This is a genomic window from Lysinibacillus sp. PWR01 (assembly GCF_043359455.1).
Lineage (GTDB): Bacteria > Bacillota > Bacilli > Bacillales_A > Planococcaceae > Lysinibacillus > Lysinibacillus fusiformis_F.
Map to the genome: position 1 here is coordinate 27,919 of NZ_JBHERJ010000080.1, position 24,129 is coordinate 52,047.

Here is a 24,129-nt window from a genome sequence, read left to right on the forward strand (position 1 = left end):
CTCCTTTAGAATTTGCTCATGAAGTGCGTTCACTTTTTATATTTCACCAACAAAATTCATTTCAAACATTTGTAGATAGGTGAAGCTATTTCATTCTAAATACCTCGCCTTTGGGCACAAACGGTAGCTTGGCCCCCTGTGGTAGTACGAAGGCATGCTCTCTTTTAATGGCTAAACGATCACATTGACCATCTGTAATAATCAGGATAGGACCATCCTTGGGAAAATCCTGTGCTTCTTCAAGTAGCTGTATACCAGGCTGTAATACCGTGCCTCCTCTACCTCTTACTTTCACTTTCGTTAATAGTTCTTCAGGTGCTAGATAGCCTGCGTCATAGGCAACAGCATCACAAAATATAACGCGAACAAAGGGAACATCTCTAGTGATGCTATAGCTCGCTATTGTGCCGAGTGCTTTTCCTAGTAGGAGGCGATCCATGGAGCCTGATGTATCAATAAGGACTGCGAAAGTGCGCCCATCTTCCTCTCCGCTTTGATGAATCCATCTTGGTCGAGCGATATCCGGTGTCGATGCTTGCCTTCTACTTGGGCGTGCATACGTTCTCACTTTCTCTATTGGTTGAAACATCCGATCAAACCAATTGGCTAATGCCACATCCCAGGCAATAGGAGGCTGTGCTAGGCTACGAATTTCCTCAATGAGCCCTTGTGGCAAGTATCCTCTCTCTTGGGTCATATGATAGCTTAACCCTTGACTTAATGCCCTTTTATAAAAAGCATCCAAATCCACGCCTACCTTGCCTTCCCAAAAGTCTGGTGGATTCGTTTCGATCATATCTCCTATGCCCTGCCCTCGAAAGGTTCTTAATTTGCGATACATCCTAATATCCGTAACAATGCGATCATAAATAGATTCTGCCGAGAGCCCTTTTAATACTGGATCATATAGCCCGCCAAATGCTGGCATCTCGCCGATTTTCATATCGATGAGCCAGCCATTGATAACATAATCACAGGCAACATTCCATAAATAGGGATCACGTCCTTGTCTGCGTGTCGCATGGCTTAATCCCGCATGAAGCAGTTCGTGTGCCAGTAAAAACCGCATTTCCTCATCGGTCATGCCCACGGCCGTATTCAAATAAATCTCCTTTGTTTCCACTGCAATAGCCGCGACCGAGATATCCATTCTTGTACAAATAAGTGGATCTTCAATTATTGTAAAGTCAGCCGCTAAAGCCCCAAATAAGGGATAGGAGCTCATAAACCAAGCCTTTGCGCGCTGTGCTTGTGTTACCCTCGTTGTGCCTCCTAATGTATTTTCTACCCCACCTGCTACCCGAATGGCACTTTGCACTGCTTTCGATAAGCCTTCTGCAAATAACGCGGCGAAATTACTATTGCCTCGATAAAGATAGCCTGTTTTATTTTGTGAAATAACAAAATCCACTTGTCCTGGCATTGTACTATAGCCTTTCAAATCGTTTGGTACACCTTCGCGTAAAAATCTATCATACAATTTTTCCTCAGTGCTAAAGGCTTCAAAAAGTGGATTACTCATTTCCTTTGGGGCTTGACCAAATTTTAGTTCTGCTAAAAACTTTGTTATATAGCAGTCACAGGCGATATTCCAAAGCTCCTGCTGCTCTTTTGGTTGATGATGATGCAAGCCAAGGTGTAGCAAACAATGCGCTATCACATAAGCCCATTCATTTGGCTGGCCTTTTTTATCCTGATTCACATAGATGACACCTGCGCTTGTAACGTAAGCCCAATCTTTTTGTGGCATACTTTCGTATTGCATGTAAACAGCATGTCCTAATGCCTCGAACAGGGGATGTGTACAGACAATGTCATGCCCACGTGCAATGGCTTTCTCATTTTTATGCTCCTGCTGTGATGTTTTCTTTTTTTTGGCCATAAGCTAACCTTCCTTTTTGGCTACTAAACGTGGTAAATCTCGGATAACCTCCAGCATAAACCAGGCAGGTAACGCTTCACCCTTTTGCTCTGACACAACCATCTGTGCAATTTCTAAACTGATGGATGATAGGTCCTTGATCAAGTCCTTGGCACGAAAGGCTAATTGTCGTTGATTTCCCTTCAAAGTCGTATGCTCGTTCGGAAGCTCCTTCAGTAACTGAGCACGGAAGGATTGCGCCATGAAATAAAGCAAATCTCTTTCTTCTGGTTGATCTGGCCAACGTAATTCTCCTTGGATAATTTTGGCGAGATCATATTTACTTCGCACTTGCTTGATAAAGGCTTTAAATTGACTGGCAGTATGCGCAGATAGGCAGCTACTTGCTAAGAGATCGATTGTTTGTTCTTGCAAGCTGTTGCCGTATGCATACAAACAATCACTTAGCATATGCCATGAACGAGGTGTGGAGAAGGGTTCTTCTGTTTTCGGTGGTTCGTTCCATAAATGATCGGGACGCATTTGAATATACTCAATCACATATGGATGTAGTTCATGTGCATAGGCCCATTCAAGCCAATCTTTATGGGATGCCCTAAGCTGAACATGGACCATTCGATTGATTAATGCGGAGGACATCGGTTTAACAATCGCGTTATCCTGCGCTCGATTGCCTGCACCAATAACAATCGTGCCCTCTGGCAATCTAAACTCTCCAATTCTGCGTTCATGAATAAGACTATAAAACGCTTTTTGTACTTCCTGTGAGCAAGCATTTAATTCATCTAAAAAAAGGCAATAGGGTTCATCGCGTGCAATCATTTTAGGTGGACAGAAAACACTGTAGCCATCCTTAATCTGTGGAACACCAATAATATCCTCAGGTGCTAGCTGACTGCCCAATAACGACACACAGGGCAAGCCTAATTCACTAGCGAAATTTTCAACAATCGCGGATTTCCCAATGCCAGGCGCTCCCCAAATAAAGACCGGTCTGATTGTCGCTACATTCAGTAGAAAATCATATAGTTGTTTTTGTGTAACACTAAAAATCGTATTCAATCAAAACTCCCTTTCAACTCATTGTTTTAAAGGTTAATAATACCATTTTCTATGAAATTATTCTTGTCTCTACCATTCTATGAAATTGACTGCCAATTACTTGCTGTGAGAAGATAATAAAAATTGTAATAGAGAGGTCGTGACCTATGTATAATGGCTTTCAGTTTATGGCGATTTCACAACTAGCTCAAAGGTTTCCAACAGACTCTTGGTGGGCAAAGTTTTACAAGGATTTTAGTGAAGATGATCTAGTAGCGTACTATGAGGGCGATTTGACACTCTCCTCCCTTAATTTGGACTGGGATATGCCTTTTCCACAGCAAGATAAGACCATTCTCATTTTCATCAATGGCCATTTAACCGTAGACACCCTCTATAATTTAGAGACAGATGGTGCAATTGGGCTGATGGTGATGGGCAATGTAATGGCTAAAAATATAGCAGTAGGCGGTCAGGAAATCTATGTGCACGGGCATCTGACGGTCGAGAATATTTTATGTGGCTCATACAATCATGGCGAAACGATTGTGAATGGCAATCTTCAGGCGGCAATATTGGTTCAGGATGATGAGTATCGCATCAGCGTAAAGGGCCAGAAGTCGATTCCTTGTATCGTAAATATATGGCACGGAGATGGTGTTTTTCAGGAACTCCCTATCCGTATTGAAGACATTTTAATAGAAGAGATATTTTTACCTGAGGATGAGGATGACATCGGCTTTTCCTTCACTTCACTTGTGCAAATTCTTAAAGAAGGACGTTCCGCACTCACTCAATTTACAAGCGTTCCTCAAAGGACAATAGCATCTCCTATTTATTTCACGCACCCTTCGATTAATGCGGAAAACATGCTAAAGCTGACTTCATGTATTCTGATGACACCTGACAATCCTTCATTCGATTTGACGGAACAGGATGTTTATTTCATGATTCAGCGTGCACATACCAATGCTGATGGTGATGTACGCAATGACAGTGTTTATATGAAGTCCGCACAGTGTCACTATTTTATTTGGCTTAATGACGATCAATCCGTCTCCCTCCTGACAAAAACGCTAGATGAAGAAGCTGAATGGTGGGATATTACAGAATCATCGCAGGAGCATTTCGTGGATATTCAGGAGCACTGGTTGATGCTGTTAACTTGCATCAATGTAGCAGAGCTTTATTTGCATACGATTGAGGTGCGAGATGTACAACAAATGTTCCAGCATCCTGCAATTCAGGATTTAGACGAGGAGCATGATGGATTCTGGGATGGTTCCAAATGCTACAGCTTCCGTCAAGCCTATTTGGATGAGGATGGTGATAGGATACATGCTCGTATTGAAATTCATACGCCTGACGAAGCCTATTATTTTTATACGCTCGAAAATGAAGCCTATGTTTCCCGTCATTATCAGCCTCCTAACGATGTTGGTCGTCAAGAGCTATCCTATTTGAACACGACACAATGGGAAGCGTCCGAGCGATATTTTGAGAGATTCAAACAATTTATGTCTCAGAATTTTAAGATAGATATAGGAACTAATTAAGGCAAGAAACGTTCTATTAATGATGAAGTCTATTCAACTATACATCTCTTTCACTCTCTGTAATAATGAGAGATAGCTAAACTTTTAATAGAAGGGAGGGAGATGTGGTCACGACCAACATCCAGCTACAATGAAATACGTGCTAAATTTTTTTAAAGGACTTATGATTGCCGTTGTTGTTATTTGTATTTCGTTTTATATGGTGACACAGTTATTTAATACGACTGAAAGAGAAGAGTCTGTGGTTATTGATGATCGTCCAAGTGTGGAAGAATTTATCGGTGAGATTGCAGAAACGGCACGAGATCTTGGTGCTGACAATGACTTATATGCATCCGTGATGATTGCTCAGGCGATTCTAGAAAGTGAGCATGGGCAAAGTGGACTTGGCTCTGCCCCTAATTATAATCTATTCGGTATGAAAGGCAGCTACCAAAATAATTCCGTCACACTCGAAACAACAGAGGATGATGGGTCAGGCAAACTTTCCACGATCATGGCTGCCTTCCGCAAATACCCTTCCTATGAGGCATCCATGCAGGATTATGTAAAATTAATGCGAAATGGGGTTTCGTGGAATAAAGATTTTTACGCAGGCGTTTTCAAAAGCAACACGACGGTCTATACAGATGCGACGAAATTTTTAACAGGCTCTTATGCAACTGATTCGGCTTACAATGAAAAATTAAATACATTGATCGCAAAATATGACCTGCAACAATATGATAGTCCAGTAAAAGATAAGAAAACCATTACGGTGGCTGATGGCGATTCACTTATGAAGATTGCAGAAGCCTATAATGTGAAAGTGACATCACTGAAACAATGGAATCAACTTCGAACAGATCGACTGGAGGCAGGCCAACAACTCAATATTTATCATTATTAACCCAAAACGTCCATGACTCACCAACGAGTATGGACGTTTTTTCTCATGAAACTAATCCGTTTGGCAAACGTCTTCATGTAAAAATTACAGAAAGGACAGGAAAACAGTGAAGCGTACACAATTGCTCCGTCTTCTCGCCGTGAACCTTGTGCTCTTGCCATTGATTCAGCTTAGCTACAATCTATATTTCATGACAAAAATAGCGGAGGGTTCTTTTCATCTTATTATTTTCCCCACGCTTATTATTTTATTGAACTTCTTGCTATGGTGTAGTCGACAAAGAGTAGCATCTTCTATTCATTGGATCTTTATCTATGTCGGACAAGGCACCTCTTTAGCCTGTTATTTTGTGTGGCATTATTGGCAATTAGAGCCCTATCCAGATATGCCTCCAGGTGAAGCAGCCTTTGATTTATGCATGCGTACATTTTTAATCGGCTTATGGCAGCTCATCGGATTAGTGCTGTTCCAGCTCAGTACGTTCATCATCCTGAAAATGGGGATGGCCCTCAAGCATCATTCTAGTAGGGAGCTCAGCTAATCCTTCTGTGCGTTAAATAAAGTACCTACTGCTAGTATGGTCGTGGCTAAATCCTGTCGATAGAGGGGATGTTTGGCATCTAAACTATTAACCGTTACTTCATTACCGCCCAACGATGAGTGGACATACAAATCATCCCCCATATATAAAGCAATATGACCTGGAAAATAGATTAAATCACCCTTCTGCATCTGGTCTTGGTCGATGCTAACGATCGGGAAGCCCTCTACTATTCGGGCATCTCGATAAATATAGACACCGTTTAACAGATAGGCCATCGAACACAAACCAGAGCAATCAATACCGAATGGCGATTTGCCACCCCAGCGATAAGGGGCCGTTAAATAGCTGAGCGCTGTTTCCACAACATTTTCTCGGAACTGCTGCTCCGATAATGACTGTACTGTTATTTTAGGCTGTAGCCATTTTGTTCGAACATACCCTGTTTGTCCTGATACTAGTTGTACGGCTGACCATTCTTCAGGTACTGCTTCGTCTGACATAACACGAATGGATGAGCCTTTTACTAGCGTTAACAGCTTTGTACTTTGGATACGTGGTTGCTGTAAAACATCGGCAAAGCTTTGACAAATGACATGCTGTGCTTCTTGTTGCCACGTAGATGCAAGTGTTGCCTCTTGCAGTAAGTGTGCCCTCTGACAATACCCCTCGTAACGATAGGCTGTTCGGATAAAAACCCAAGCTTCATTGACATCACTGACGATCTCTACGGTCATCCCATACAGTACTTCATCGACTAATTCAGAAGCTTTATCTGGCATGGCATGCAAACTTGCCATCATGGCTGTAACGATAGCCATCATCCCTGTCCCCCTCTCACTTCACCAACTGGTCATAGACAACTTTTGATAGACGACCAATGAGTTGGCGCGCCTGATCATTGTCCGTCACGTTTGTTATAAAAACGCCCGTACTATAATCAACTGTGCTAGTGTAAAATATTCCCACATCATGATCGACGGTATCGAGTCCGCCTGTTTTATGTGCCAGTCGCACTTCATCTACTAGATAGCGCTTTAGGGAGTCATGTACACGCTGACGACTTAAAATAGCAATGACTAGTTTACTGTAAGGTGGTGATAGTAGCTCTTGCTGATAGATACGCGTATAAAGATGTGCCATATCCCTTGCTGATGTGCGATTATCTATGCCCTTTGCTAGACAATCTACATCCATCATTTTTCGCTGTAGCAGCGTGTCCTGTAAACCGATATGCTGAAAATAGTCATTCAAATATTCCATGCCAACTACATCGATTAAGACATTCGTGGCTGTATTGTCACTCGTAATAATCATCCAAACAAGAAGTTCATAGAAAGTGCTTTGAGTAAGTCTTTGCTCACTAATCACACTAAAATCCACCCAATCAGTTGGTGAAATTGCAAGCGTAGAATCAAGTGATCGTTTATTCTCCTCTAAATATGAGAGCAAGGCTAACAGAATCGGCACTTTGATTAAACTTGCACTAGAAAATGACGCCTCGAGCTGATGACCAATGAGCAACTGATTCGTTGTTAGATTTTTAATAAACAAATGTACGTTGTAGGGCGATTCTTGAATAAGTGTTGTAATCCGCTGCTCCATAGAACACCTACTCAACCACTTGGATGCGCTGATTGTCCGCATCCATCGTGACAGTTCTACCTAAAGGTAGCGACATCGTTGGTAAGCAATGACCACATGTCAACTCGGCAATAATTGGCTTCCCTAGAGGCACTAGAATTTCTTGAAAAATAGTTTGTAATGATAAGCAATGTGCTGGCTTTTCGGGATTTTCAGGTCCACAATTTGTCCAAGCTCCCAATAAAATGCCTGCCACGTCATCTAGCTTTCCTGCCAGTTTTAATTGTGTCAGCATACGATCCACCCGTTGCTCCGTTTCATCGATATCTTCTAAAAACAGAATTTTATCTCGTGTATCAATTTCATAAGATGTGCCAAGTGAAGCCGTCACTAATGTTAGGTTGCCACCGATGAGCTGACCTGTGGCTCTTCCAGTAACAAGTGTGGACATGGGCTGGTTAGAGGGATTTTCTAGGTAGAACTCCGTTTTTTCATTCGCCATAATCTGTTGAATGAACGACTGCCATGTATAGTCATCCATCTCCTGTCGAATAAATTCCGTGGATGGCATCGGTGTATGATAGGTTACAAAGCCACATAGCTGATTAAAAGCTATATGTAAAGCGGTCACATCACTATAGCCCGCAAATACTTTTGGATTGGCGCTAATCATGTCAAAGTCTAATTGCGCTAAAATTTTCGTCGCCCCATAGCCCCCACGTATACAAAAAATGCCATTAATCGTTGGATCTCCAAACATACGATGAACATCCGCTGCCCGTAAATCATCAGTGCCTGCTAAATAGCCATGTCTTGCGTGACAGGTTTCCCCAACCACCACATTCAGTCCTAGCTTTTCAATAGTCGCAATAGCAGGCTGCAGCTTTTCTGGTGGTGTGGCTCCAGAAGCACTAATAAGACCAATTGTGTCACCTTTTTTCAATGCCGTTGGACGAATCATACCTTTCCCTCCCTTTTCAGTGAAGTACGATAATGGACTAGTTCCTCTTCATTGGCTAAAATAAAATGACCTTCCTCAATTTCAACGAATGAAGGGGGATTTTCCTCATAACGATGCTGTGACGGATCATACACCTCTACAACTTTCTCCCGCTCCTTATAGGGATTTGGCTCTGGTACTGCTGATAACAGTGCCCTTGTATAAGGATGCAGCGGATGGACAAAAAGCTTTTCTGTTTCCGCTAGCTCCACAATCTTCCCCTTATAAATGACCGCTGTACGATCGGTAATAAAACGGACAATCGATAAATCATGGGCAATAAATAAATACGTTAAATGTTTACGCTGCTGCAGGCTTGCTAATAAATTCAATACTTGCGCTCGAATGGATACGTCCAAAGCAGAGATGGGCTCATCCGCAATGATAAATTCAGGCTCCATCACTAAGGCGCGGGCAATGCCAATTCGCTGGCGCTGTCCACCTGAAAATTCGTGCGGAAACCGACTGGAGAACTCTGGCAGTAGCCCTACATTTAATAAAGCAGCTCGAACCTTTTGCTGACGCTCTGCCTCATCCTTATATTTTTTAGAAGGGTACAGTCCTTCCGAAATAATATAATCCACTTTTGCTCGTTCATTTAGGGAGGCCATTGGGTCCTGAAAAATCATTTGGATTTTCTGTGTAATTTCTCTATCCCAATCTTTCGGGATTTTGCCCTGTATGCTTTTGCCATGGTACAAAATTTGTCCCTCTGTGACCTCATTGATGCGCATAATCGCTCGACCAATTGTTGTCTTCCCTGAGCCTGATTCACCTACAATGCCAAATGTTTCACCTTTAAAAATATGAAAGCTGACATCATCAATCGCTGTAAACTTATTTTTTCCTTTGCCAAAAACAACGGATAAATGTTTTACTTCTACTAGCACCTCTTTATCAGTCATTCGCATACTGCCTCCCCTCGTCAAAAAATGCTTGTAAGGCAGCTGGAGGCTCTACCTTTGGTGCAAGTGGATCTAATAACCATGTGCGGGCATAATGGGTATCACTGACCTGAAAAAAAGGTGGCCGCTCGATAAAGTCAATTTTTAATGCATATGGATTGCGTGGGGCAAAGGCATCCCCCTCAATTTCCTGAAAAAGATTCGGTGGTGTGCCCTTGATGGAATACAATTGTTCCCCCTTGGAGCCAAGCTGAGGTAAGGACGAAATAAGCGCCCATGTATAAGGATGTTTACTATGAAAGAAAATTTCATGTGTTTCCCCGACCTCGATGACATCGCCCGCATACATCACAGCAATTCGGTCAGCCACCTTTGCGACAACGCCTAAATCATGCGTAATATAGACGATTGTTAAGCCGTATTTTTGCTGAAGATTTTTTAAGAGCTGTAAAATTTGCGCTTGAATAGTTACATCTAATGCAGTTGTTGGCTCATCACAAATTAATATATTCGGCTTACAGGCAATGGCAATCGCAATAACAATGCGTTGGCGCATCCCTCCTGAAAATTCATGCGGGTATTGCTTATAACGCTTTTTCACGTCCGTTATGCCGACATCCGTTAGTAGTTTTAATGTTTCCTCATAGGCTTCCTTACCTTTTAAGCCCTGATGCATCACTACACATTCTTCGATTTGCTTCCCAATGGTTTTAAGCGGGTTCAAGGATGTCATAGGATCTTGTGTCACCATCGCGATTTCCTTGCCTCGAATACCCAACCACTCTTGCTCGGTCGTAAACTGCCCTAAATCCTGTGCATTGTAAATAATTCGCCCGTGCTTAATGCGGCCATTTTTATCAAGCAAGCCCATAATGGCTTTCATCAGCACGGATTTACCCGAGCCTGATTCGCCCACAATGGCTAAGCTCTCTCCCCTGTATAGGTCGAGTGAAATATCGCGGATCGCTGTTAAAACTCGACCACGTAGCGTAAACTGAATCACTAAATTTTGGATGACTAATACGCGTGATTTTTTAGCTGTCACTTGTTTCCTCTCCTTATACATGGTTTTTCGGATCTGCTGCATCAGCAAAGGAATTACCAATAATATAAAATGCAATTGTAATAACACTTAACACAATACTCGGGAAAATCAGCTGATAGCGTAAGTCTGGTGACATCATAAGGACGCGTCCTTCATTGATTAAATTTCCTAGGGATGGCTCACTGATTGGTAGCCCTAAGCCGATATACGTTAAAAATACTTCGGCCCCTATCGCAAAGGGTATGGCTAGACTCATGCGTAGCATAATGACAGAAATTAAATAAGGTAAAAGATTTTTTAGGATAATACGATAATCAGGTGTGCCTAAGCACTTTGAGGCTAGGTTGTATTCACGGTCACGCAAAATCACAATTTGATTGCGGATAAACCTCGCCATTTCCACCCAACCCGTTATACACATCGCAATAATAATCGTTGAAATACTTGGCCTTAAGATATAGGACATTAAAATGAGCACAATGGTTGTGGGAATATTATCTACCACATTATAAAGCTGTGTAATAGGCGCTTCTAATTTCCGCGAAAAGCCCCACAGCGTTCCAATCGTAATGCCCACCACTGCCTCCACTAAGGCGACAACACAGCCAATAAAGAGAGATGTTCGCGTCCCCGCCCAAATACGAGACCATAAATCCTGACCAATGGAATTCGTGCCAAACCAAAATTCTGCATTAGGCGCAATATTACGTGCCTGCATCCCTGTTTGTTCATCCAAGTAAATCTCAGTCGGTGATTTTTGCGCTGGTAAATAGGGCTGAAAAATAGTAAAGCCAACAATGATAATCACCCCTACTAATAAAAAAACGGCCAGTCGATTTTTCAAAAAGGATTGCCAAGTAGAGCGCCAATAAGAATAATTTGAATAGCCCGTTTCCTCTGCCTGCCTTGCGTCCACTTCCGCAAACTCAAACAAAGTTTCACGGGATTTATTTGAAATATTATTGATTTCATCTGTATACATCCCCATTAACGCACGCCCCCTCCCTTGCCTAATTTAATACGAGGGTCGACAAGTGCCATGGCAATATCCCCTAAAATAAGTCCGATGATACCAAGGGAAGAGAACACTAACACTAGGCCCTGCACAATCGTATTATCCTGTCGCTGAATAGCATCCACAAGCAAGCCCCCCATCCCCGGAATAGAGTATAACGATTCAATATAGATCGAGCCTGTAATCGTAAACAGAATCGTAGCAGGTAAATATTGCGCCATCGGAATAAAGGCATTACGTAATACATGCTTGAACATCAATGTCCGCTCCTTCACGCCCTTCGCCCTTGCTAGCTTAATATAATCCTTGTTCAGTTCATCGACCATATAGCGTCGCATCCACATCGCATAGGAGGCTGTTGGAGCTAAGGCCATGGACGTAAGCGGAAGAATCCAAGTAATCGGCCTATATTCATCAAACAGCATCGGTAATTGAAAAAGTTCTGTAATATACATTTGAATGACTAAGTAATAAACGGCTGCAGGGACCGCAACAACAAATACGATATAGCCTGTCCCAAGTCGATCCAGCCACCTCCCCTTACGATAGGCCATCAAAATTCCTAACGGCACACCAATCAGTAGTGATAAAGCGACTGCTCCTAAACCAAAGAGAAGTGAATACGTCATTTTATCTGCAATGATCGTCACAACCGGTACATCAGTACGATAAGTCACCGATTTGCCTAAATCCCCCTGCAGTAAATTCTTGTAAAAATTTCCCAATTGGACTAAGATCGGATCTCGCAAGCCCAGACTTGTTAAGTAAATTTCCTGCTGAGCAGGTGACATTTTATCGGCTGCCGCTCCTAAATAGCCTTCCTCTGGCATTAGCCGTAATAATGAAAAGACAATGGTGATGATAATAAAAAGGGTTAAAACGGATTGTAAGAGTCGTTTTCCTATATACTGCAACATCGCGCCATCCTCCTTTGTCAAAAAGACGAAAGGAGATGCCGACTATTCTTTTCGGTATCTCCTTTTCAGCATTGGCTAGGGCTTCCGCACGTTCTTGTTCCCAATCGGCAAGCGCCTTTTTAAATTCTTCATTACTCATTGGCTTTTCTAGCACTTGCTGACCTTTAAATTTCTCTGCTGTTACACCAAATGGCGAATATTGTGCCTCGAATGGATTTAATTTAGAAGCCATATAACCACTACCACCAACTGAATACGGAATGACAAAGGCTTCCTCAATTAAAAACGCTTCTGCCTTCGCAAATAGCTCATAGCGTTTGGCTGTATCGATTGTTTCTTTCGCTTGATCCACAAGATTTTGATAAGTCGTTTTTCCATTCGCCTCTTTATAACCCTCTGCTAATTCAGGCTTATTGTAAGTACCATCAACAGTGAATGGATCTGTATACGTAGAAGGATCTGCATAATCAGGGCCCCAGTTCGCTTCTAAAAGCGCAAACTTGCCAGGTCGACGCACCTCTGATAGGAAGCCTGTCGATGGACCCGCCTCTACGATAATGTCGACATAATCTGTCCCTAGCAATTTCTCCATTTGCTGCTCTACTACTTGAGAACGATTAGCCCAATCTGGACTGCCCGCATTATAGGGCATTAATACTTTTACAGGGAATGTAGCCTTACCTGCTAATGCTGTTTTTGCCTTTTCTTTGTACGCTAGAGCCAGCTCTTTATTGAAGGAATCTTCATTGGAGATTGATGTAAGTGGTGCTAGTTGTGTATAATCCACCCCTCCCACATCAACAAAGTTTTTCGGTGTAATGGTATTGCTCAGCAAATCTGCTGGATTATAAGGCTCAACCGTCAGCATCGCAGATACACGATCAAGCGCATGGAATAAGGATTTGCGGAAATCTTTATTATTGACAGCGACCTTCCAATTATCAGGCTCGTATTGTGCGTCAAATTGTGGGTTGAAGTTGAGTGCATAGAAGTAGGTATAGAAGTTATTTTGTGTTTGACGAACCTGTGATTTTTTCTTTTCATCTTTAAACCATTCATCAATAATGGAGGTTGGGATACTAGCCGAATCGATTTCGCCACGTAAAAATAGCTCAGGTGCCACTGTTGCTGCTTCTTTATTGTATTTATAGCGGATACGATCAATCAGCACCTTGTCTTTATCCCAATACGACTCATTTTTCACAAGCACGCGCTCATTTTGTGGCTCAAATTTATCTAAAATATACGCGCCATTATAAAGGAAATTTTCACGTGTCGTACCAAAGGCCTCTCCTTTTTCCGCAATGAACTTGCCATTCACTGGGAAGAAACATACATAGTTCAACATAGAAAGAAAATAGGGTGTCGGCGCCTCTAAAGTATATTCTACTGTATGTTTATCTAACGCCTTTATGCCAACTCCCTTGAAATCTGTCATCTCGCCGTTATAGAAGGCCTCCCCATTTTTCACCACTGTTGCAATCCAAGCTGTCGACGATTCATTTTTAGCATCAAGCACATAGTGCAAGCCATCCACAAAGTCTTGTGCCACAACATCTGCATAACCCTTGCCCTCATGTGTCACCCATTTTGCGTCATCACGCAGCTTGAACGTCCACACGGTAGCATCCTCATTCGCAGACCATTCTTTCGCTAATCCTGGCTGGACCACCCCATATTGATCGTATTCTATGAGCCCATCCACCATATTCGCAGCCACCGCAAATTCATTTGTTTCTGACGTCTTTAAATAATTTAACGTTTTAATTTCCCCTGAATACACCACACGATATTCCGATGCTTTTTCACTCGATGATTCATCATTGCAAGCTACACAAAATAATACGACCAGACATACGAACAGCAACCAATACTTTCTCACAAGCATCCCCCTAGTCATCTTTTTATAATGAAAATCCTATTGGCAGGATGGATTGTACCTTCAATAGGATCATTCAAACATAAGCTAGGTCCGTCTAAATCGACCATCTATCGATGAAATGAACAACGGTACATACCCGTTATCACGGTTATGAGATTTAATTGTTGGTTCTATCAACTATCAAACCACTTGGACAGCTTGTCCCACTGCTTTTTGAAGGTCTCTTTAAGTGGGAGGAGTTCGCTGGGTTGAGCTGGGTTGAGCGCTTTTCAACTATTTGTGAGCGGGTCCTTTATTTTTTTGATCACTTTTCCCTTGATTATGAGCGGGGTGCCCTACTTTTTGATCACTTCTCACATGATTGTGAGCGGGGGCCTACACTTTTTGATCACTTCTCACATGATTGTGAGCGGGGACCTCATCCTTTTGATCACTTCTCGCTCAATTGTGAGCGGGGTGCCCACTTTTTTGATCACTTCTTACTCGATTGTGAGCGGGGTGCCCTACTTTTTGATCACTTCTCATTCATTTGTGAGCGAGGACCTCCACTTTTTGATCACTTCTCACTCTTTTATGAGCGAGGACCTCCACTTTTTGATCACTTCTCACTCTTTTATGAGCGGGGACCTCCACCTTTTGATCACTTCTCACTCTTTTATGAGCGGGGACCTCCACCTTTTGATCACTTCTCACACCTTTTTGAGCGGTTCCCCCACCAAATTGATCACTCCTCACCTATCACGTTAAAAATTGCAGGAGACGTAGCACTTCATAAAAATCACCTGTTATGAACTCTACGGTATTATGTGGTTTGAATTTGGCATGAGGATAAAAAGAATTGCGATAGGCCCGTGTATGGTCGCGATAAATAATTTCTACTACAAAGTGTTCTGGCAACGTTACCTGTAATGCGGCACGGGGCACCTTCATAGAAGACGCTACCAGTCGTTTGGTTTCCATGATGGTTAGTTGCGGACTGACACTTATCGTTGCGTTGCCGATGCCTTCCTTAGTGGCGAATGTGACAATGTGTTCATTGATGGCCTGAATCTCTTCTGTCAATCCCACATCTCCACTCACGAAGGACACGGGCACACCGTGTAAGGCTGCTGCATACGTATTGATTAGAAATTCGCTCGCATATTCGCCATTAATTTTGACGTCGGCATACGTGCAAAGCGTGTGGGCTAGTGGGTTGCGCTCACTTCCTCCTTTACTGTGGTAGCCGATAAAAATGGCACGGTCAAAGCTTTGATCGAGGCCCGCTACCATACACATAGGATCGTATGTCCAGCCACGGATAACTTTACAATTGATTGGTAAATTGGAAATGTCTAGATTGCGGGCTGAATCATGGGCATCCTTTAATAAAATTTCGGTTGCTCCCCCTGCTATCGCTCCTTCAATGGCTGCTTCTACTTCTCGCGTCATTTGTCTTTGGAAAAATTGATAGTCAGGCGCATTTAACTCGGTTTCACTCCACGAAGTTGTTCCTGTAATCCCTTCAATATCTGCACTAATATAAACTTTCATAGAAATCGAAACTCCTTTACATTGTGATTTTGAATTGTTGCGTGTACTGCTCCATAATGGGCTACCTGTGCCTGAACACGTCTAGCCCATGCCACATTGCCATAATCGTAATGCCACCATTCCTCCGCATAATTCGTAAATCCAGCAAGTGTCATACAGTTATACAGCAAACGACGATGCTGACAGGCTAGCGGATTTTCTTCCGTATACTGTTCAAAATAACGGGTCGCAGATTTTTCATTCATTGCATCAAATGCTGTCCCAAGATCCAAGGCTTTACCATGAATATCAGCTAACGTCACGTCGATGGCACCGCCTGTTAAATGGGGAGCTAAATGGGCTGCATCTTTACTTGGAAAGGCTACATATTTTTTGGTTGCTTGCACAATCGCTTGTGGTGATAACTGCGGCATCATTTTTGCTAATTGCTGTGAAAAATGGCTAAACAAATACTGCTGTACTTGAAATGGACGATAGCCATCATAAAGTAATAAGCAATACTCCTGAGGTAATAATGTTAACGCCTGCTGCAAACGCTCATAGACACCTTCTCGCAGATAAATAGCTCGTAAACTATCAGGAATCTGTTGCTGATAGTAGATTGGCTCCATCACTATCCTAGGATGAGCAGCTGAAATCTGGATAAGCGGCTCATCGTTTTCACGTACAACTGGTGATGTTGAGGGGTTTCCATTTAGAGACGGCGCTATCGGTTGAAAAAGGTTCATAGTAATAGAGCCCCCTTAAAATAATTAGATAATTCAGTTTTTTAAGTTGAATGTTATCACATCTCTCTATCATTGACTACATAAAAAAAGAATAATTACAAAATAATGGATATACTCTTATAATGAAACATATTCCAGCAATTTACGGGGCGAAAAATCACTTTCATCCTCTAATTAAGGATTTTATTCATCTTATAGCTCGCTCATGCTAAAAAAATAACGAATCCTGTTTGGTGGCATAAAAAAAGCCATTGAAACACGAATATTGTCTCAATAGCTCTTCCTATTATGCCTGATGAAAGGAGTATGCTTCCACCGTATGGCCATTGCGACCAATTGTTGTCTGTGCCTGAGACAACGAATTAAGTATCGCTTCCTCTGTCGCTTCAGTAGCAGCTGTAAACAATTGATTCATGATAGGATGATCCTCCCGTAGCTGTGTTCTTGTCTCAACAAGCTGATCAGCGGTATGAGGAATACAATGTGCCGTCGTGAAGCCAATCACAATGTCGCCACTACCATGTGAAAAATGACTGCCTGTCCGTCCTAAACCGATACCACAACGTTTAATGACGCGTGTCAATTGTCGGCTACTCAATGGGGCATCTGTCGCAAGGACAATGATAATGGAGCCATCTGTTGGTGATAAGCTTGATTGGCTTTGAGCAGTTGCAATTTTGTAACGCTCGGCTAAAAACTCTGCGCTTTGTCCGAAATTACTAAGAACTAGGCAGCCTACTGTATAGTTGACTTCATTTGATTGTGCTTTGACGATGCGAGAGGAGGAACCAATTCCTCCTTTATAGCCGAAGCACATCATGCCCTTCCCTGCTCCAACAGCGCCTTCCTGTGCCATCTGTGTAGAGGCTTGACGAATGGCATCTATGGCATGAGCAGGTGTCACTGGACAAGCTCGAATCGAATTGAGATAACTATCATTACATTCACCCACAACGAGGTTAATGGTTCCCGTTGTTAGTCCAATGTCTTCATTCCGGTCAAGCATATAGCTTAATGTTCCTTGGGTAACAGCTGGTACGCCAAAAGTATTGGTTAACATGATGGGCGATTCCAGTACACCTAGCTCATTCACCTGCACAAGTCCCGTTGTTTTCCCAAAGCCATTTAGCACATAGCTTGCCGCCGTTACCTTTTGCTGAAATACATTGCCACCATGCGGTAAAATGGCTGTGACGCCTGTACACGCATAGGCTCCATTTTGATCTAATGGCTCATCCAATGTAACATGTCCCACTCGGACTCCTGCTACATCGGTGATGCAGTTTTTCTGTCCAACTGGTAACACGCCAATTTCAATGCCCAATTGCCTTACCTTTCCCTGCATATTATGCCTCCTCCTGAATCGCCATTAACACAGCAGCCTGTGCATGGATAGCTGTTGTATCAAATACTGGAATGCTGACATCCTCCTGCTGAATCAGTAAGCCAATCTCCGTACAGCCCAGAATCACCCCTTGTGCACCCGCTTGTACAAGCTCCTCGATCACTTGGATATAGTACGCTTTAGAGGCTGGTACAATAGTGCCGAGACACAATTCATCATATATAATTCGGTTTACTTCCATTCGTTTGATGCTATCTGGCACAATGACCTCAATATCAAAGCTCTCTACTCTCGCCTTATAAAAGGCTTGCTCCATTGTATATTTTGTGCCAAGAAGCGCTATTTTCTGGTATCCCGCTTCTTTAATTTGACTAGCTGTAGCATCTGCAATATGTAAAATAGGAATGGTAATGGCAGTCTCGATAACATCAATGACCTTATGCATCGTATTGGTACAAATGATGACTAAGTCTGCCCCTGCACGCTCAAGTGCTTGCGCTGCTTGTGCTAGCACCTCGCCTGCTTTGTCCCATTCTCCGTTAGCTTGCAAGTGCTCAATTTGCTGGAAATCTACACTATACAAAATACATTTCGCAGAGTGCAAGCCCCCTAATCTATGTTTCACCTGTTCATTGATCAGTCTGTAATATTCAGCAGATGATTCCCAGCTCATCCCACCAATTAAGCCGATTGTTTTCATGACAACAACACTCCTTTTTTCTATTATTATACGCCTATCTCGCACCGAAATAAGAGAATTTCCCAAAAGTAATATGCAAGACTTGGAAAATAGTAGATAAAAAGATTTTTCACAATTAAAAAATTACAAATCTCAAAATTTTATTATAATTCATTATTTTAGAAAAGTTGATTTTTTATAAAAAACCAGTGTAGACTAAAGCGTATTGTGAAAGGAGGACAACTTATGGAATGGATCTCAACGATAGTAGATAGCGGAAATAATATTTTATGGACATACATCCTCATTATCTTACTTTTAACAGCAGGACTATATTTTTCATTCGGTACGAAGTTTGTACAAATTCGTCTTTTTCCTGAAATGTTTCGTTTAATTGTAGAAAAAAGAGAGGGCGATTCGGGGGTTTCTCCGTTCCAAGCCTTTACCATTAGTGCTGCTTCACGTGTCGGCACAGGGAATATTACAGGTGTAGCCTTAGCCATTGGTGTAGGAGGACCTGGTGCAGTATTTTGGATGTGGATGATTGCGATTTTAGGGATGGCCACTGCCTTCATTGAAAGTACCTTAGCACAAGTGTACAAAGTAAAGGATGGCGATACGTTTCGTGGTGGTCCTGCCTACTATATGGAGAAGGCGTTAGGTCAACGAAAGCTTGGTATTATTTTTAGTATTTTATTAACATTAAGCTTTGGCTTTATTTTTAATGCTGTGCAGGCCAACACCATTGCCACTTCAGTTGGCGAAGCCTTCGATGTAAGTCCAAAGATCATCGGGGCGATACTTGTTATTTTAACAGCCTTCATTATTTTTGGTGGTGTCCATCGAATTGTAAAGGTGACACAAATTCTTGTACCTGTTATGGCCATCTTCTATTTACTTGTAGCCCTTTTTGTGGTGGTGACCAATTTATCGGAAATTCCGCATGTTTTTTCATTAATTTTCACTCATGCATTTGGCCTACAGGAAGCTGCTGGTGGCGCAATTGGGGCAGCAATTATGCAGGGCGTACGTCGCGGTTTATTTTCCAATGAAGCAGGGATGGGGAGTGTGCCGAATGCTGCGGCGACTGCTAATACCTCACATCCTGCTAAACAAGGACTTGTACAAAGCTTAGGTGTCTTTTTTGATACGATTATGATTTGTACAGCCACAGCCTTTATTATTATTTTAGCTGGGTTATATGATAAGGGTGAAAGTGATGGCATTATTTTGACGCAACATTCTTTAGCTGTTCATGTTGGTGATTGGGCTCCTTATTTTATTGCCATCTCCATCATTTTCTTTGCTTTTAGTTCGATCATTGGTAATTATTATTATGGTGAATCCAATATTGAATTTATGGACGCACATAAAGTTTGGATGTTTAGTTATCGTATTTTAGTGCTGTTTATGGTCATGCTTGGCTCCGTCGCACAAGTACAGCTTGTATGGAACCTTGCTGACCTCTTTATGGGGCTGATGGCGCTCATCAATATCGCCATCATTATGATTCTCGGTAAAATTGCCTTCCTTGTGCTAGACGACTTTACAGAGCAACGAAGAGCAGGCAAAAACCCTGTCTTTTATGCAAAATCAATTCCAACCTTAAAAAATACAGACTGTTGGGAAGAAGAAGATCGATAAAACAACTAACGCCACTCCGAAAATTGGAGTGGCGTTGTGCGTTAATATTTAAACTGACTAATTAGCAGCTTTAATTCATCGGCCATGTGTGCGAGTGCTTGCGCTGAGGCATTGATTTCCTCCATTGAAGCTAATTGCTCCTCTGTTGAAGCTGCTACATCCTCAGACGCTGCTGCATTGCCCTTCGCGGAGAATGCCAAATCTTCAGTTACTGCTGCTACCTCCTGAACTCCTGCTGACATTTGCTCAGAGGCGGAAGATACCTCCTCCATTTTCGGGGTAATTTCATTCATACTTGTCATAATGACTTGGAATTTCGCAATGGCTTCATCGGAAATATGCAAACCACTTTGCACATCCTCTGTTACCTTCGCCATAATACTGACAGATTGCTCCGTTTCTTGCTGAATACCTCGGATAAGCTCAAATATTTGTTTGGCTGATTCCTGTGATTGCTCTGCTAGCTTGCGCACTTCGTCTGCCACGACTGCAAAGCCTTTCCCGTGTTCACCCGCTCTTGCTGCCTCAATGGCTGCATTTAGAGCCAGTAAATTGGTTTGATCTGCAATGCTTGTAATCACATCTAAAATAGATGTAATTTGCTGAGAACGTTCATGCAACGTCTGGATTTTCGCATTGGAGTCTGCTACGGATAAATGAATGGATTGCATTTGATCCTTCGTATTTTGCACAGCTTGTCCTCCCTCGTCCGCCTGTAATGTGGCGTGCTGTGAAAGGTCTGTCACAGCAGAGGAGATTTCTGCAATATGCAGAATGGCAGTAGCAAGCTCATGTAATGAAGCTGCATTTTTATTGGCACTAATCGTTTGAGAATCAGCGCTTGTGGCAACATCCTGAATGGAAATCGCCACTTTTTCTGTTGCAATGCTAGTTTGATTGGCATTGGCGGTTAGCTCTTCTGCTGAAGAAGCAACCTCCTCTGCGTTTTGTTCGATTTTTTGAATCAGTGTCCGTAAGCTTTCTTGCATATCATTAAAGGCTTGGCCTAATTGACCAATCTCATCTTTCGACGTAATTGTCACCATTTCCGTGAGGTCACCTTTGCTGATTGTAACAGCACTATCCTTTAGGGCTTTAATGGGTTTAATCACGGCCTTCATTACAAAATAAAAGATGATGGTACTGATGATAATTGCAGCTATGAGGACAAGAATTGTATGATATAGGATCGAGGAAGCGGACTCATCAATTTCTTTAGCAAAAATTGTTCCTGTTATTTTCCAATTCGTCAGTTCATTTGTCGTATAGAATAATAGACGATCATCGCCATTAAAGACATACTCATACGTACCTGATGGACTTTCGTACATTTTATCAAGGAAGCTTTCTTTCAGCTCCCCTCCCGCTTCAAGGGTAGGATGTGAAATGACCATCTTGTCTTCTCCAAAAATAGAAGGATAACCATTTTTTCCGATGCGAATAGAATCTGCAATTTTTTGAAGATCGGTTAACTTAATATCAATTGCCACAACCCCAGCATGATCTTTCGTCTGCTTGGCAACTGTTACCACCATATCACCCGTCCCTGCATCCTTGTAAGGGTTGGTAATCAAGGTTTCACCTTTTAAAGCTGTCGCCTCTTTATACCAATCTCGATCTAATGGATTATAGTCTGCACCATTTAATTTTGGCTCCTGTGTAAATCGTCCGTCATTCATGCCAATATAAACACTTAACACATCAGCATTCAGCTTTGTATATTGCTGGAATTTAGACACGATCGATGCTTGTGCTTCTTCATATTGGCGCGCATCTATTTCACTACTGAACACATTGATGTCACTCATTTTCTCACTGATCGTTTTGTCAATGAGCTTATTTAAAATGCCTACACTTTCATTGGCACTAAATAAGATTTCTTCTTCAATCGAGTCTTTTGCAGATAAATAAGACAAACTCCCAACAGATATGACAGGGATTAGTAATACTAGCGCAAATAGCGTATAAAGCTTGCCCTTAAAACTGCTAAATAGTTTCTTCATATATCAATCTCCTTTTTATTTCTCTCCCTCTCTTTATCTGCTTAACATTTCTCCCAAAGCTTTTATCGGATGAAAAAAATTTTTTCCAACATTTTTACGATTTTCATATTATTCAGGCTTTATCGACAAATAAAAACCCCTGTAACGAGACAGGGGTCAGTTGAATTTAGTATTTAAACGACTGGATGGATTCTTGCAGGTCTATCGCCATCTTTGCTAGATGGGTAGAGGCTGCTGCTACCTCCTCCATAGCCGCATTTTGCTCCTCTGAAGAGGCTGCAACACTTTGCACATGATGGCTTGATTTCATCGACACTTCACTAATATAGTCGATTTCTTGCACTAACTTTTCAATATCATGATGGATTGTTCGAATGGCTGCGGTTACTACCTCGGTCTGTGCTTGTACATCATTAATCGCATCATCAATTTGTATAAAATTATCTCTTGCCACATTGACCTTTTCACGACCTACATGGACAGAATCATTACTGTTGACCATATCTTCTTCGATAATTCTCGTACTATCGGTGATTTGGGCCACTACTTTTTCTATATCGACGGCAGCAAGATTTGACTCATCTGCTAGCTTGCGGACTTCCTCTGCTACAACCGCAAAGCCTTTCCCATGCTCCCCGCTTCTTGCCGCTTCAATAGAGGCATTGATTGCCAGTAAATTGGTCTGTGTTGCAATACTCTTAATGACATTTACCGCTGATACAATCGCCGCCGTATTGTCATCTAAATCTTGCACCCGTGTGTTAAGCTCACTTGTATTGGCAGAGATTTCATTCATTTGCGCTGTAACATCATGCACAGAAGAACGACCTGTATTTGCCATATTTTTCGTATCGACTGTTGCCTGATTCACGCTTTGTATGCTTGCAGAAATATCATTCATTTTCTTCAAAATGTGGGCAGATAAATTTCGTACATCCCCTGTTAAAGTATCCTGCTGATCAATACCTTGCGCAATATCATGAATAGATTCTGTTACCACCTCTGTTGCCTGTGTAACCTCCATGCTACTTGCCGTTAGCTGTTCCGATGTCGCGGCTACTTGCTCGGAGGAGTTTCCGACTTGTTTCATCATCAGCCGAAGTTTCTCTGACATACTATTGAAGGAATCAGCTAAATGTGCAAACTCATCCTTCGTTTTAAATTGTAAATGCGTATGCAAATTACCTTCTGAAAACTTATCCATTTCTACCACTGTTTGTTGAATATTTTTTGCGATTCGTCTACCAAATATTGTCGCAATGATGATACTTATAAAAAGAGAAATAGCCGCTAGTGTCATAATTTCGATGCCACTTTTTTCTCCTTTTTGCTTGGTAGCTTCAATATGTGCTAGCATGTCTTCCTGTTGAGCCGTTGCCATCGTCTTTCCAAAGACAACCAATTTCTGAGAGCCTTCTCCTAGAATCGGTAAAGCCATTTGTTGTGCTTGCTGGTGATCTCCACGTTGATAAAGTGGCACAATCTGCCCATCTATGGCCTTTTCCCAATCGGCAAGCTGCGATAAAAATTGGTCAAAATCTTGATTGCTATCGCCTATTTCTTGAAGTCGATTAATTGACGTATGTAAGGTATTGCGGATTTCATGATGATTGTTGAGCATTTCTTCCTTGCCATATAACATATACCCACGAATAGCCGCATTCGCTCGTACAGTTTGGAACGAGATATCTTGATATAAATGAATTAATTCCGTATTGTCTTCGATTTCTGCTAATGTCTGATTATTATTATTCAAGTAGTACATAGCAATGCCTGAAATAAGCAGTAAAAAGACGAGGACAATACCAAAAGCAATTTGCAATTTCCGTTCCACAGTTAGTCTCATATGATTCCCTCTATTCTTCTATAATCCACTTGAGTATAGCCTACCTGAATCTATTAGCCTATAAAATCTATGCCTCTCCTCATAAACTATCGCT

Annotated in this window: 20 protein-coding genes; 4 read left to right on the forward strand and 16 right to left on the reverse strand. The window is 42.0% G+C overall.

The window, feature by feature from the left end; genetic code table 11:
- Positions 1-85: 85 nt before the first annotated feature.
- Positions 86-1,882: a vWA domain-containing protein gene (locus tag ACEVFT_RS17695; RefSeq protein WP_393950883.1), complete on the reverse strand. Its 1,797-nt coding sequence runs from the start codon at positions 1,880-1,882 to the stop codon at positions 86-88.
- A gap of 3 nt (positions 1,883-1,885) precedes the next feature.
- Positions 1,886-2,944, reverse strand: coding sequence for an AAA family ATPase (locus tag ACEVFT_RS17700; protein ID WP_342534364.1), 1,059 nt, complete (start codon positions 2,942-2,944; stop codon positions 1,886-1,888).
- 146 nt (positions 2,945-3,090) lie between these two features.
- Here ACEVFT_RS17700 and ACEVFT_RS17705 point away from each other — a divergent pair, with 146 nt between their 5' ends.
- From ACEVFT_RS17705 to ACEVFT_RS17715, 3 genes are all read left to right on the forward strand, one after another.
- Complete coding sequence (locus tag ACEVFT_RS17705) at positions 3,091-4,479, forward strand: hypothetical protein (protein WP_393950884.1); 1,389 nt, start codon at positions 3,091-3,093, stop codon at positions 4,477-4,479.
- Between the two features lie 130 nt (positions 4,480-4,609).
- A complete protein-coding gene (locus tag ACEVFT_RS17710) occupies positions 4,610-5,368 on the forward strand; it encodes a glucosaminidase domain-containing protein (protein WP_393950885.1) in 759 nt (252 codons plus the stop codon).
- Positions 5,369-5,558: 190 nt separating this feature from the next.
- Entirely contained in the window at positions 5,559-5,909 is a 351-nt protein-coding gene (locus ACEVFT_RS17715; protein ID WP_393950886.1) for a hypothetical protein, read from the forward strand.
- Here ACEVFT_RS17715 and ACEVFT_RS17720 read toward each other — a convergent pair.
- The 12 genes from ACEVFT_RS17720 to ACEVFT_RS17775 all read right to left on the reverse strand — a co-directional run bounded on the left by ACEVFT_RS17720 (position 5,906) and on the right by ACEVFT_RS17775 (position 18,563).
- Positions 5,906-6,733, reverse strand: coding sequence for a C40 family peptidase (locus tag ACEVFT_RS17720; protein ID WP_393950887.1), 828 nt, complete (start codon positions 6,731-6,733; stop codon positions 5,906-5,908). The two genes, ACEVFT_RS17715 and ACEVFT_RS17720, sit on opposite strands and share 4 nt — an antisense overlap.
- Before the next feature lie 13 nt (positions 6,734-6,746).
- Positions 6,747-7,514, reverse strand: a complete 768-nt coding sequence (locus tag ACEVFT_RS17725; RefSeq protein WP_205442711.1) for a serine hydrolase — start codon at positions 7,512-7,514, stop codon at positions 6,747-6,749.
- A 7-nt stretch (positions 7,515-7,521) separates the two neighbouring features.
- Positions 7,522-8,454: a S66 peptidase family protein gene (locus ACEVFT_RS17730; protein ID WP_205442709.1), complete on the reverse strand. Its 933-nt coding sequence runs from the start codon at positions 8,452-8,454 to the stop codon at positions 7,522-7,524.
- Complete coding sequence (locus tag ACEVFT_RS17735; protein WP_393950888.1) at positions 8,451-9,398, reverse strand: ATP-binding cassette domain-containing protein; 948 nt, start codon at positions 9,396-9,398, stop codon at positions 8,451-8,453. The genes ACEVFT_RS17730 and ACEVFT_RS17735 overlap by 4 nt, the downstream gene beginning before the upstream one ends.
- A complete protein-coding gene (locus tag ACEVFT_RS17740; RefSeq protein ID WP_393950943.1) occupies positions 9,391-10,464 on the reverse strand; it encodes an ABC transporter ATP-binding protein in 1,074 nt (357 codons plus the stop codon). Before ACEVFT_RS17740 ends, ACEVFT_RS17735 begins: the two co-directional genes overlap by 8 nt.
- The gene (locus ACEVFT_RS17745) at positions 10,457-11,431 is read right to left on the reverse strand and encodes an ABC transporter permease (protein WP_393950889.1); all 975 of its coding nucleotides are present in this window, start codon (positions 11,429-11,431) and stop codon (positions 10,457-10,459) included. The genes ACEVFT_RS17740 and ACEVFT_RS17745 overlap by 8 nt, the downstream gene beginning before the upstream one ends.
- A complete protein-coding gene (locus tag ACEVFT_RS17750; RefSeq protein WP_393950944.1) occupies positions 11,431-12,363 on the reverse strand; it encodes an ABC transporter permease in 933 nt (310 codons plus the stop codon). The genes ACEVFT_RS17745 and ACEVFT_RS17750 overlap by 1 nt, the downstream gene beginning before the upstream one ends.
- Complete coding sequence (locus ACEVFT_RS17755; RefSeq protein ID WP_393950890.1) at positions 12,251-14,257, reverse strand: peptide ABC transporter substrate-binding protein; 2,007 nt, start codon at positions 14,255-14,257, stop codon at positions 12,251-12,253. The genes ACEVFT_RS17750 and ACEVFT_RS17755 overlap by 113 nt, the downstream gene beginning before the upstream one ends.
- 738 nt (positions 14,258-14,995) lie before the next feature.
- On the reverse strand, positions 14,996-15,790 hold the full coding sequence (locus ACEVFT_RS17760) for a M55 family metallopeptidase (protein ID WP_393950891.1): 795 nt from the start codon (positions 15,788-15,790) through the stop codon (positions 14,996-14,998).
- A complete protein-coding gene (locus ACEVFT_RS17765; protein ID WP_393950892.1) occupies positions 15,787-16,518 on the reverse strand; it encodes a M15 family metallopeptidase in 732 nt (243 codons plus the stop codon). Before ACEVFT_RS17765 ends, ACEVFT_RS17760 begins: the two co-directional genes overlap by 4 nt.
- A gap of 286 nt (positions 16,519-16,804) precedes the next feature.
- A complete protein-coding gene (locus tag ACEVFT_RS17770; protein WP_393950893.1) occupies positions 16,805-17,863 on the reverse strand; it encodes a DmpA family aminopeptidase in 1,059 nt (352 codons plus the stop codon).
- A 1-nt stretch (position 17,864) separates the two neighbouring features.
- On the reverse strand, positions 17,865-18,563 hold the full coding sequence (locus ACEVFT_RS17775) for an aspartate/glutamate racemase family protein (RefSeq protein ID WP_205442695.1): 699 nt from the start codon (positions 18,561-18,563) through the stop codon (positions 17,865-17,867).
- Positions 18,564-18,788: 225 nt separating this feature from the next.
- Between ACEVFT_RS17775 and ACEVFT_RS17780 the strand changes: the two genes are divergently transcribed.
- Positions 18,789-20,186 (forward strand): alanine/glycine:cation symporter family protein, encoded by a 1,398-nt coding sequence (locus ACEVFT_RS17780; RefSeq protein ID WP_205442691.1) that lies wholly within the window; start codon positions 18,789-18,791, stop codon positions 20,184-20,186.
- A 41-nt stretch (positions 20,187-20,227) separates the two neighbouring features.
- Here the strand turns inward: ACEVFT_RS17780 and ACEVFT_RS17785 are convergent, their stop codons facing one another.
- Both ACEVFT_RS17785 and ACEVFT_RS17790 read right to left on the reverse strand, forming a co-directional pair.
- Positions 20,228-22,189, reverse strand: coding sequence for a methyl-accepting chemotaxis protein (locus ACEVFT_RS17785; protein WP_393950894.1), 1,962 nt, complete (start codon positions 22,187-22,189; stop codon positions 20,228-20,230).
- A 166-nt stretch (positions 22,190-22,355) separates the two neighbouring features.
- The gene (locus ACEVFT_RS17790) at positions 22,356-24,035 is read right to left on the reverse strand and encodes a methyl-accepting chemotaxis protein (protein WP_393950895.1); all 1,680 of its coding nucleotides are present in this window, start codon (positions 24,033-24,035) and stop codon (positions 22,356-22,358) included.
- Positions 24,036-24,129 lie beyond the last annotated feature (94 nt).